Origin of the sequence: Streptomyces sp. NPDC001339, assembly GCF_042895955.1 — a bacterium.
Lineage (GTDB): Bacteria > Actinomycetota > Actinomycetes > Streptomycetales > Streptomycetaceae > Streptomyces.
In genome coordinates, this window is the sequence record NZ_JBIAWT010000013.1 from 77008 (window position 1) to 88433 (window position 11426).

11 protein-coding genes are annotated in these 11426 nt (G+C 72.8%); 8 read left to right on the forward strand and 3 right to left on the reverse strand.

From position 1 onward, the window contains the following. Positions 1-73 precede the first annotated feature (73 nt). The gene (locus tag ACFY12_RS30655) at positions 74-244 is read left to right on the forward strand and encodes a hypothetical protein (protein ID WP_181690413.1); all 171 of its coding nucleotides are present in this window, start codon (positions 74-76) and stop codon (positions 242-244) included. 74 nt (positions 245-318) lie between these two features. Here the strand turns inward: ACFY12_RS30655 and ACFY12_RS30660 are convergent, their stop codons facing one another. Further along, complete coding sequence (locus ACFY12_RS30660) at positions 319-894, reverse strand: TIGR03086 family metal-binding protein (protein WP_390719191.1); 576 nt, start codon at positions 892-894, stop codon at positions 319-321. Between the two features lie 154 nt (positions 895-1048). On the opposite strand from ACFY12_RS30660, the gene ACFY12_RS30665 reads away from it, so the two are divergent. Both ACFY12_RS30665 and ACFY12_RS30670 read left to right on the forward strand, forming a co-directional pair. Beyond that, on the forward strand, positions 1049-2611 hold the full coding sequence (locus ACFY12_RS30665) for an AMP-binding protein (RefSeq protein WP_390719192.1): 1563 nt from the start codon (positions 1049-1051) through the stop codon (positions 2609-2611). Between the two features lie 235 nt (positions 2612-2846). Further along, the gene (locus ACFY12_RS30670) at positions 2847-4916 is read left to right on the forward strand and encodes a restriction endonuclease (RefSeq protein WP_390719193.1); all 2070 of its coding nucleotides are present in this window, start codon (positions 2847-2849) and stop codon (positions 4914-4916) included. Between the two features lie 51 nt (positions 4917-4967). Here the strand turns inward: ACFY12_RS30670 and ACFY12_RS30675 are convergent, their stop codons facing one another. Together ACFY12_RS30675 and ACFY12_RS30680 are read right to left on the reverse strand one after the other, a co-directional pair. Next, the gene (locus tag ACFY12_RS30675) at positions 4968-5762 is read right to left on the reverse strand and encodes an alpha/beta fold hydrolase (RefSeq protein ID WP_390719194.1); all 795 of its coding nucleotides are present in this window, start codon (positions 5760-5762) and stop codon (positions 4968-4970) included. Between the two features lie 197 nt (positions 5763-5959). Next, complete coding sequence (locus tag ACFY12_RS30680; RefSeq protein WP_390719195.1) at positions 5960-7039, reverse strand: aminoglycoside phosphotransferase family protein; 1080 nt, start codon at positions 7037-7039, stop codon at positions 5960-5962. Between the two features lie 162 nt (positions 7040-7201). On the opposite strand from ACFY12_RS30680, the gene ACFY12_RS30685 reads away from it, so the two are divergent. The 5 genes from ACFY12_RS30685 to ACFY12_RS30705 all read left to right on the forward strand — a co-directional run bounded on the left by ACFY12_RS30685 (position 7202) and on the right by ACFY12_RS30705 (position 11317). Next, positions 7202-7822 (forward strand): TetR/AcrR family transcriptional regulator, encoded by a 621-nt coding sequence (locus ACFY12_RS30685; RefSeq protein ID WP_390719196.1) that lies wholly within the window; start codon positions 7202-7204, stop codon positions 7820-7822. A 253-nt stretch (positions 7823-8075) separates the two neighbouring features. After that, positions 8076-9296 (forward strand): cytochrome P450, encoded by a 1221-nt coding sequence (locus ACFY12_RS30690; RefSeq protein ID WP_390719197.1) that lies wholly within the window; start codon positions 8076-8078, stop codon positions 9294-9296. A 110-nt stretch (positions 9297-9406) separates the two neighbouring features. Continuing rightward, positions 9407-9601, forward strand: coding sequence for a ferredoxin (locus tag ACFY12_RS30695; protein ID WP_128511603.1), 195 nt, complete (start codon positions 9407-9409; stop codon positions 9599-9601). Then, on the forward strand, positions 9598-10986 hold the full coding sequence (locus ACFY12_RS30700) for an NAD(P)/FAD-dependent oxidoreductase (protein WP_390719198.1): 1389 nt from the start codon (positions 9598-9600) through the stop codon (positions 10984-10986). The genes ACFY12_RS30695 and ACFY12_RS30700 overlap by 4 nt, the downstream gene beginning before the upstream one ends. Before the next feature lie 118 nt (positions 10987-11104). Next, the gene (locus tag ACFY12_RS30705; RefSeq protein WP_390719199.1) at positions 11105-11317 is read left to right on the forward strand and encodes an EF-hand domain-containing protein; all 213 of its coding nucleotides are present in this window, start codon (positions 11105-11107) and stop codon (positions 11315-11317) included. Positions 11318-11426: the final 109 nt, after the last annotated feature.

Genomic DNA, 11426 nt, shown 5'->3' on the forward strand with positions numbered 1-11426 from the left:
ACCTTGGCCGACCTCCCGGTTCGTGAAAAAGGCGCCACCGCGTCGGACCAATACCTCGATGAAGGAGTGCGTGGTGGCTTTGCACAAGGCTCAACACAAGCAGCCCCGCCTGAAGCAGGGCGAGCGACCAGGTCGCATCAAGGAAGTCCGCAACCTCGACGTCTGGGACCGCTGCGCGCCCGTGCGCCTCGCCGGGTGCGATGACGATCCCGCCGAGCCGTACATCATCCGCGGCATCGACTGAGATCGGCTGAGATCGACTGAGACCGATCGGCCGGCCGCTCGGGCGCTGCCCCGGGCCCAGGGGATGACCCGGGGTCAGGGCCGGCGCCCGAGCAGGCACAGCAGCCGGGTGAGATCGTCGGCATCCGGCGGCGGCTCCACCGCCGGAGCGAACAGCCCGGAAGCGCCGAGCACCGGAGCGTACGGCTCCACCTCGCGCAGCGCCGCCGTCGCCAGATGCCCGGGCACCCGCTCCTCGGCACCGATCGCCCGGGACAGATCCCAGGAGTGCACCACGGCGTCGGCCATCATCTGGGTGCAGTACGCGTCGGCCGGAGCGGGGCCGTACGACAGCTGGACCGTACGGCCGAGCGCGCCGCGCTCCGAGAACGCCGCCACGGCGGCCACCGCCGCCCGGTCCCAGGCCGCGACTGGGTCGTCCCCGAGCACATCACCGTCGTAGACCGCACCCACGTCCGCGAGGCTCGCGCCGTCCCGCACCAGGCGCGGCACCCACAGCTGCTCGGCGGTGAGATGGTTGACCAGATCGCGCACCGACCACTCCGAGCACGGTGTCGGGCCGCCCCACTGGTCGTCCCGGACCGCATGCACCCGGCCGCCGAAGAGCGCGAGCGCCTCGCCATGGGTCCGCAGGATCTCGTTCTCCCTCATGGCCTCCGAGCATAGGAGCGGGCACCGGCAACCGCCCCCGCGACCGGTCGGCCGGCGTAGCGCCGGCACCGCGCCCCGCGCTCCGACGCACCCTGGAAAACGACCCTGGGTTGCCGGTTCAATTGAGCGGCCCGGCCGCACCCCTGGAGGCATCATGGCAGCCGTCGTCCCACCCGCCGCCGACGCTCCGGCCATCCGCTGCGCGGGCCGGGAACGCGGGTATCCGGCCTTCCTCGAACGCGCCGCACGCATAGCCGGCGCACTGCGCGCGGCGGGCGTCGACCCCGGTGACCGGATCGCCGTCGTGCTGCGCAACGAACCGGCCCATCTCGAGATCACCACCGGCGCCGCCCTGCTCGGTGCCTCCGCCGTCCCCGTCAACTGGCACTTCCAGCACGACGAGCTCCGCCATGTGCTCACCGACAGCGGCAGCAAGGTGGTCTTCGCCCACACCGACATGCTCGACCGGGTCAGCGCCGCACTCCCCGAGGGGGCGCGGATCGTCGAGGCCGCGGTGCCCGCGGGCGTCGCGGCCGCGTGCGGCTTCCCGGCGCCGCCGCCCACCGGCGCGTACCCCCTGCTCGACGACTGGCTGGCGGGCCACGCACCACTGGACCGCCCCGTCGAGGAACGCCCGCCCATGGTCATCTACAGCTCCGGAACCACCGGCCGCCCCAAGGGAGTCCTGCGTGAGCCGGTCCCCGCGCAGGACCTGGCAGAGGCGGTGCGGACATTCCTGGAGTACTTCGCCGTCGAGCCCGGCGGCCGGACGCTCATCCCGGCGCCGCTCTACCACTCGGCTCCCAGCCGGCACGCCGCCCTCGCCCTCGCGGCCGGCCTCGACATCACCCTGATGCCGCGCTTCGACGCCGAGGAGCTCCTGCGGCTGGTCGAACGGCACCGCATCGAGCAGGTGCAGGTGGTGCCCACCATGTTCGTACGGCTGCTGCGGCTGCCCAAGGACGTACGGGAGCGCTACGACCTCTCGTCGCTCACCTCCGTCGTGCACGCCGCGGCGCCCTGTCCGCAGCACATCAAACACGCCATGATCGACTGGCTGGGACCGGTGCTGCGGGAGTACTACGGCAGCACCGAGACCGGCGCCGTGACCTGGTGCGACAGCGCGGAGTGGCGGGACCGCCCGGGCACCGTCGGACGGGCCGCGGCCACCGCCGGGGTCGCTGTCCTCGGCCCCGACGGACAGCGGCTGCCGGCCGGCGCCACCGGCGACATCTACGTCAGACCCGCCGACGGCTGGCCGCGGTTCAGCTACCTCGGTGACCCGGACAAGCGCGCCGCCATGGAGGCGCCGGGCCTGCCCGGATACGTCACCATCGGCGACGTCGGCCATATCGACGCGGACGGCTACCTCTACCTCAGCGCCCGCCGCAACGACATGGTCATCTCCGGCGGTGTCAACATCTACCCCGCGGAGATCGAGGGCTGCCTGCTCACCCTCGAAGGGGTGCGGGATGCGGCGGTGTTCGGCATCCCCGACGAGGAGTTCGGTGAGGTCCTCGCCGCGCACCTGGAGACCGAGCCCGGGGTGCGGCTCGGCGCCGCGGCGGTACGCGCCCATGTCGCCGAGCGGCTCGCCCGGTACAAGGTGCCACGGGCCGTGGTCTTCGAGGAGCGGCTGCCGCGCGACGAGTCGGGCAAGCTCTTCAAACGGATCCTGCGGGACCCGTACTGGGCGGGGCGCGACAGCATGATCTGAGCTCCACTGATGGAATCCACCGGTGGTCTCCACCGGTTTGCGTCCGGAACCCTGGCCCCCCGCCGGGAGGACGGCCGCCGTACAGGGCCGAAACTCCCCGTCCCCCTCCGGCCCGGTCCGCCACCCCCGCTAAAGTCTGGTGAACAGCGCAGGTGAAACCGCTTCCACAGGGTGCCGGGGCGGTCGCCCCGGGGGGAGGAAACAGACCGACATGAGCCGCCGTTCCCATGGATTAATGGCCGTCTGGGCCGAGGCGCAGCGCCAGCAGCAGCGCCGGCAGGAAGCCCAGCGCCGCGCGCAGCTCCAGCACCAGCGCGACCAGGAACGGCAGGCACGGGACGCCGAGCGCGCCATGGCGCGGATGCACCGCGAACGGCAGGCAGCCTACCGGCGGCAGCGCGAGGCCGACGCCCGCCGCCGTACCGAGGAACTCGACGCCCGCGTCGCCGCCTTGACGGGTCTGCTCGTCGACGGGTGCCGCGCCCCCGCCTTCACCGCCGCCGCGCTGCTGCGCCCCGAGCGCGTCGAGGAGTTCGCCCCCGGAGCCCTGGCCACCCCCGTACCGATGCCCGACCCGGCCCGCTACCAGGTGCCGACCGGTGGCTGGCATGTCGGGGCCGCGCGGCGCGACCGTGCCCAGGAGGAGGCCCGCGCCCGCTATGAGCAGGACTGGTACGCCGCCCAGGCCGCCGAGAGCCGGCGGCAGGCCCAACTGGCGGCGTACCGGCAGCAGTACGACCAGTGGGCCGCGGGCGCACTGGCCGAGATCCGGCGGCACAACGCCGGCATCCAGGAGTTGCTCTCCGCGCTGCGCGGCGGCGACGCGGAAGCGGCCGTCGAGTACTTCTCCGCCGCGCTGTACTCCTCCACCGCCTGGCCGGAGGGCTTCCCCCGCCAGGTCGCCGCCGCCTACGACCCGATGGCCCGTCAGCTCGTCCTGGGCTGGGAGCTGCCCGGCTACGACATCGTTCCCGAGACCAGGTCCGTCCGGTACATGCCCACCGCCGACCAGGAGAAGGAGACCGCCCGGCCGGATGCCCAGCGCCGCGCCCTCTACCGCGACGTACTGGCCCAGAGCATGCTGCTGGTGCTGCGCGACCTCTTCGCCGCCGACGGCCACGGCACCCTGGACTCGGTGGCGCTCAACGGTTTCGTGGCCGATGTCGACCCGGCCACCGGGCGGCCCGCCCAGATCTGCCTCGCCACCGTCATGGCCCCCCGCAGCGCCTTCGACGCCCTCCACCTCGAACAGGTCAGCGCGGTGGAGTGCCTCACCGACGCCCTGCGCGGCCGGCTCGCCGCGCGCCCCGACCAGCGGACCGCGGTGCGCCCCGGACGGCTCCCCGGCGATGTCGGCGGCGGCACCGCGGTCGTCACCCACGGCACCGACGGCGAACCGGACCTGTACGAGATGGACCCCCTCGCCTTCGAGAACCTGGTCGCCGAGCTGTTCCGAGCCATGGGCATGCAGGCCGTGACCACCCAGCGGTCCGGTGACGGCGGTGTCGACGTGGATGCCCTCGACCCCGACCCGATCCGTGGCGGCAAGATCGTCGTGCAGGTCAAGCGCTACCGCGACACCGTCCCGCCCACCGCTGTCCGCGACCTCTACGGCACCGTCCAGGCCGAAGGCGCCAACAAGGGCGTGCTGGTGACCACCTCCCGCTTCGGCCCCGGCTCACACACCTTCGCCAACGGCAAACCACTCAGCCTGATCGCCGGCCCCGAACTCGTCGACCTGCTCGGCCGGTACGGACTGCGCGGCCGCCTGGGCGGCGACGGCAGCCGGTCCGGCTCCTCCCGGACCGCCGACGAGACGCCGGACCACAACGTCCTCGGCATGAACTGGTCCGGCGACGTCGCCCTCGACGTCTGCGCCCTGGTGTGCAAGGGCACCACCGTGCTCAGCGACGACCATTTCGTCTTCTACAACAACCCGCACACCCCGGACGGATCGGTACGGATGCTGCCCGGCTTCGCCCCTGACCGGGCCGCGGTCCAGGTACGGTTCGAGGGGCTGCCACCAGACGCCGACCGGCTGGTCCTGGTCGCCGCCGTCGACCCCCAGGCCAACCCCGACGCCGACCTCTCCGACTTCACCGACGCCCGCATCCGGCTACTGGACGCCACCGGGACCGAGCAGGGACACCTGGAGGTCTCGGACGGCCGACGCGGCGAGACCGCCCTGGTACTCGGCTCGTTCCGTCAACGGCCCGGCGGTGACTGGGACTTCGTCATCGGCGGCAAGGGCTACCCCGGCGGCCTGGAAGCGCTGGTACAGGAGTACGGCATCGAGGTCGCCTGAGCGGCGGCCGGAGCGATCCTGGGACCTGCTGCCTTGTCGCGTCCGTCCGTCTCAGCAGCTCTGCCACAGCCGGTCGAGGACGGCGTTCACCTCCGCCGGTCGGTCCTGATGCGGGTTGTGGTCGGTGCCGTGCACGCGGACGTGACGGGCGCCGATCGCCTCGGCCACGTACGCGCCGCAGGCCGCCAGTGCCAGGCCGGTGAACTCCCGGTAGGCGGGGTGCGCCTCCTCCCAGGTACCGTTGACGACCACCTTGGGCATGGTGGCGGCGGCAAGCGGCCCGAGGGGCAACTCCGCGTCCCATACCGCACGTTCGCGCATGGACGAGCGTACCGCCCGCAGCATCCGAGGGGTCGGCTCCGGCATCGGCATTCCGTACGGCTCGGTGGACTGCCGCAGGTACTCCTCCGGGCTCATCTCCTCCTGGCTCACCGACTCGAACGTCGCGAACGCCGCCCGGATCCGCTCCAGCGCCGCCGCTACGGCCGGATGAGCGGCCGCGGTGCGCAGCGGCGCCGGCTCGATCAGGGTGAGCGACCGCACCGCTTCCGGGCGGGCCGACGCCGCCAGCATCACGGCGGCCGCACCATAGGAATGGCCGACCAGGTGCGCCCCGTGGCCGAGGAGTTGGACGACATCCTCGGCGTCGGTCTCGTAATCGCTGCGCTCGACGCCGGGGCTGTCGCCGAAGCCCCGCCGGTCGACGAGTTCGAGCCGGAACCGCTCGGCCAGCGGCCGCTGCCCCGCGTAGCACTTGGTGCCCCAGCTCATCGTGCCGTGCACCAGCAACGCCCGCTGTGCGCCGGGCTCCGCCTCGTCCCATACCGTTATGTGCAACGGGCGCATCGGTGCACGGTCCGTGCGGTGATCTCCGTCCATATGCCCGACCCTAGGGGAATTCGAACAGGTCCCGTAAGGGTGAGGGGAACAGATCCCCTAGGGGTTGCAAGGGCCCCCTGCGGGGCCACAACGGGCCGGGAGCGGAGGATATTCCCGTGCCGGGACCGGGAGGCTGGGGTGCCTGGACAGGGCCGGCCTCGGGCTCAGAGGCCGGCCAGCTGGGCGAGTAGCTGGATCTCCGTCAACTCTTCTGCGCCGCCGGCCACATCGTCGTGATCGGCGCTCCACAGGGCGCTCTCCACGCCGCGTGCCACCGACCAGGCGAACAGGCGGGCCGGGTCCTCGTCGAGGATCTCGGCGACCAGTGCGTACCGCTCCTGAAGCACCCGCCGGGGATCCGGGTGCGTGAACGGGTCGTCGATCTGCATCAGCAGCGGCCAGGGGTCGTACGCCGGGTCGCCGGCCATCGGCTTGGGGTCGATGGCCAGCCACGGACGGCGCTCGGCCGCGAGGACGTTGCCCGGGTTGAAGTCGCCGTGCACCACGACCTCTCGGGTGGCCGTCGCCGGCAGCGTGCGCAGCAGGTCGGCGCCGAGCGCCACCAGCCCCGGGTCGTAGCCGGGCCGTAGCCGCCGCATGCGCTCGGCCACGAGGTCCGCCCATTCGGCGCACACCGCGTCGACCCGCTCCAGCTCCCTGTTCGGTACGGGCTGTTCATCCGGTCCGTTCAGTCCGTCCGGTCCGTCCGGTCCGTCCGGTCCGTTCGGTCCGTCCGGTCCGTCCGGTCCGTTCGGTCCATCCGGTCCGTCCGGCAGGGTCGGCGCGGCCGTCCACAGCTCCCGCAGCAGGTGCGCGGCGAGGGTGAGCCGCTCGGTGGGCGGCAGCGGGGCGTCCCCGAGCTGGGTGCCCGGCCGGCACCGTTCGATCAGCAGCGCGCCCAGATCGCGGTCCTGGCGCAGCAGCCGAACGGCCCCGTTGCCGTCCCATGCGCGCAGCGCCGGCCCCTCACCCTCGGCCTCGCGGTGCGGCCAGGTCACCTTGAGGACGGCCGCTGTGCCGTCGGGCAGCTCGGCCGGGGCCACCCACGAGCAACTGCCCCCGTGGAACGGGGCACCGAGCCGCAGCTGCCAGCGCTCCTCGATCTCCCGCACCATTCCCGGCAGCCGTGCCAGCCAGGACCGCCCGGAGGCGGTACGTCCCATCTGCTCGACGACGGGAAGAAGGGCAGGGAAACGGATGGGGAAGCGGTCGTCGCGGTACATCGGGTATGTCGGGTGCGCCATCCGGGCAGCTTAGGGCCGGTCTCTCCGGTATCCCACCGGGTTTCGGGGTGACCGGTCGGGGTCGGCCGGGGTTCCGGCGGCCGCCGTGCCCAGCTGGTGTGAAACCCTGGAGCGGTACGGCACGACCAGGTATGGCCAGTCCCAGGGAAGGATCCGGAGGCAGTGAGCGAGAGTGCGGCCGTCCGGGCCCGGAATCCGCGCGGACAGGGCGAGCGTCTGCGGGAGGAGCTGTTGCGGGCCACCGAGCGGCTCTTGGAGGAGGTCGGCAGCGAGGACGCGCTGTCGCTGCGGGCGGTGGCCCGGGCGGCCGGCGTCGCCGCACCGAGCATCTACCGCCACTTCTCGGACAAGACCGAGCTGGTCTGGGCGACCCTGGAAGTCAGCTACGAGCGGCTGGCGGCGGCGATGACCGAGGCGTCCGCCACGGCGGACCCCGACGACCCGGTTGCGCAGCTGCGTGCCCAGCTGCGCGCGTACTGCCGCTACGCCGTCGCCCACCCCGCCACCTACCGCCTCCTCTACGAGACCCGGCAGACGCCGGTCGGTCCCGAGCGGCTCGCCGGGCATCCGGCCGGGCTGCTGGTGCGCAGCTGGCAGCGGGCGCTGACGGCGTGCGAGGGCGCCGGCTGGCGGGTACGTGGTTCCCGGTCCGAGGCGCCGTATGTGCTCTGGTCGTCGGTGCACGGCCGGGTCATGCTCTGGCAGGTCATGCCGAGCCGTAAGGATGCGCGGCGGCTCGACCGGTTCGTCGACGAGATCCTGCAGTTGCTTCTGGAGCGCTGAGCCGCCTACGCGCCGGGCGCGGCCGGTCGCTCCCTCCTCTTGCCGGATCCGGATTTCCGGTCTCGGGTCACTGGCCTTTTCCACGTCGCCCCCCCGGCTCCACGTCGCCACCCCCCGGCGCGTTTACCCGTGTATTACGCATGTAAGTTTACGGGTGTTAGGTGAACGTCCGACTCAGGGCGCGCGCCGTTGCCGACCTGCGCGTGCAGTGTTGTCGGCATGCGCATGCCGCCCGTCGAATGAGATGAGCGAGATGACACTTTCCACCGCCCCCGTGCCGCTTCCCGTAGACCCGCCGAGCGGCTGCCCCTTCGACCCTCCCGCCGAGTTCGGCGTCCTGCGCGCCGAGCGTCCGATCTCCAAGGTCGCGCTGCCGAACGGCAGTTGGGCCTGGCTGATCACCCGCTACGCCGACATCCGGGCGGTCCTCGGCGACACCCGCTTCAGCTCCGACACCACCGTCCACGGCTACCCGCTCAGCGGCATGACCGGCGGCCCCAGCACCCAGAACCGTGGCTTCATCCGCAGGGACCCGCCCGAGCACACCCGACTGCGCCGGATGGTCACCCGGGAGTTCATGGTCAAGCGGGTCGAGGCGCTGCGCCCGGAGATCCAGCGCATCACCGACGAACTCTGCGACGCGATGGAGCGCACCGAGGGGCGCGAGCAGGGTGGGGTGGACCTCGTCGAGGCGCTGGCGCTGCCCGTTCCTTCGCTGGTCATCAGCGTGCTGCTGGGTGTTCCGTACGACGACCACGAGATTTTCCAGCGGCTCACGGGCAAGCTGCTCTCCCGTACCATCGCCGACGACGAGCGCGAGGCGGCCCGGATCGAACTGCGCGACTACCTCGACCGGCTGGTCACCGCCAAGGAGGCCGATCCGGGCGACGACATCCTCGGCCGGCTGATCGTCGAACAGCAGCGGACCGGTGAGATCACCCACGACCAGGTGGCCGCCTTCGCCTCCCTGTTGCTGGTCGCCGGGCACGAGACCACCGCCAACATGATCGGCCTGAGCGCCCTGACCCTGATGCGCGACACCGCGGCCGCCGAACGGCTGCGCCAGGATCCCGGCCTGATCCGCGGCGCCGTCGAGGAGTTGCTCCGCTTCCACAGCATCATCCGCAACGGGCCGCGCCGGGTCGCCACCGCCGACATCGAGATCGGCGGGCACCTCATCCGCGCCGGGGAGGGCGTCGTGGTGGCCGTGGCGTCCGGGAACCGTGACGAGAGCGTCTTCGCCGACGCCGACCGGCTCGACGTCCGCCGGCCCAACGCCCAGCACCACCTCGCTTTCGGCTACGGCATCCACCAGTGCCTCGGGCAGGCGCTGGCCCGCGTCGAACTCCAGGTCGTCATCGGGACGCTGCTGCGCCGCTTCCCGACGCTTCGGCCCGCGGTGCCGATCGAGGAGATCCCGTTCCGTAGCGATATGGCGATCTACGGCTGTCACGCCCTGCCCGTCACCTGGTGACCGGCCGCACCGTCCACCCCCGCCGTACCAGCCATATGGGCCGTACGGGCCGTACGGGCCCGGCCGGCCGCACCGTCCACCTCTCACCCCGACCCCCACGGAGTTCCGCTATGAAGATCACCCTTGACGCCGACAAGTGCTGCGCCGCGGGCCAGTGCGTGCTGATCGCCCCCGAGGTCTTCGACCAGCGCGACGAGGACGGCGTCGTCGTCCTCCTCGACGCCGAACCGCCCGCGGAGCAGCACGACGCGGTGCGCGAGGCCGCCGCCATCTGCCCGGCCGCCGTGATCGAGGTGCACGCATGACGCCCCGGCCGATCGCCGTCGTCGGCGCCTCGGCGGCCGGCCTCGCCGCGGCCGAGGCGCTGCGCCGCTTCGGCTGGACCGGCCCGCTCACCCTCATCGGTGACGAGCCCCATCCGCCGTACGACCGGCCGCCGCTGTCCAAGCAGCTGCTGCACGGCACCTGGGAGCCGGAACGGCTGCGGCTGCGTACCCAGGAGCAACTCGCCGCGCTCGACCTCGATCTGCGGCTCGGCACCCGCGCCACCGGCCTCGACGCGGCCACCCGCACGCTCACCCTCGACGGTGACATGGGGACCTCCCCGGACGAGCAAGGCCGGGAGCGGTCCACGGCCGTGGAGAAGCTCGACTGCGCCGGGGTGATCATCGCGACCGGTGTCACGGCCCGCACGCTGCCCGGCGCCGACGGCGTCGCCGGTGTGCACACCCTGCGCACCCTCGACGACGCGCTCGCGCTGCGCGGCCGGCTGGGCGACGGCGGCCGCCGGCTGGTGATCGTCGGCAGTGGTGTCCTGGGCTGCGAGGCGGCCGCGGTGGCACGGGAGTTGGGACATGACGTGACCCTCGTCGGCAGCGGTCCGGAACCGATGGCCGCCGTCGTCGGTACCGAGATCGGTGAACTGCTGGCCGAGGAGCACCGGGCGCGAGGTGTCACCCTGCGCAGGGGAACGGTGGACGGCTTCGAGACCGACGGGTCGGCCGTCACCGGCGTACGACTGGCCCATGGGAGTGGGGGTGCCCCCGCCGATAAGGGCATAGCCGGCGGGGGAGCAGTTACCGGGGGAGCAGCCGCCGGGGGAGGGGGAGGCACCGTGCTGCCCGCCGACACGGTGCTGCTCGCCATCGGCTCCACGCCCGCCGTCGGCTGGCTGGCCGGCGAGCCCGCGCTGGACACCACGGACGGGCTGCGCTGCGACGCGTACTGCGCCGCCGCCCCCGGCATCTACGCCGCGGGCGATGTGGCCCGCTGGGACCATCCGGTCCACGGCCGGCCGCTGCGCTTCGAACACCGGATGAACGCCACCGAGCAGGGCATGGCCGCCGCCCGCAACCTGCTCGGCGAACTGGCCGCGGACGGCGTCTTCGAGGCCGGCGAGCCGTCGGCCCGCCGCCCCTTCGCGCCCGTGCCGTACTTCTGGTCCGACCAGTACGGCATCAAGATCCAGGCGTACGGTCCGACCGCCGGCGCCGACCGGGTCGAGACCACCGTGCTGGACCGGGAGGCACGCCGCGCCGTCGCCCTCTACGGCCGCGACGGGCGCGCCGTCGGCGTACTGGCGACCGGTCTCCCGCCCCGCCTGCTCCGGGCGCTGCGAGGCGTCATCGCCGACCCGCTGCCCTGGGAGGAGGCGCGCGCCCGGGTGGCCACCGCGATGGCCGCAGACTGACCGGGCTCGTGAGGAGGGTGCCACCGCCCCTTCCTTGACGGTCCGCTAATGTACGCGGGGCAGATCACCAGGCAACACACCGCGCGTACTGCGCGGCACCACAGAGGGGGCACCTCGCATGGCAGACATCGAGAAGGCCAGGGCGGCGTTCGGCCGGTTCGACGCGGACGGCGACGGCCAGGTCACGCCGGACGAGTTCAAGCGGGCGATGGCCGAGATGGGCGACCCGTACGTCACCGGCCCGGTCGCCGAGGCGGTCATCAACGCCAAGGACGCCGACAGCGACGGCAAGATGTCCTTCGACGAGTTCTGGCAGGCGCTGCAGCGCTGAACGGGCGCCCGCAGGACCGTTCCTTCCGCGCCCCCTCCGTCCACCGCCCGCCCGTGGGACGGCCGCCCCACCAGCGTCGTCGGCCCACGGGCGGACGCGGAGCCGCCAC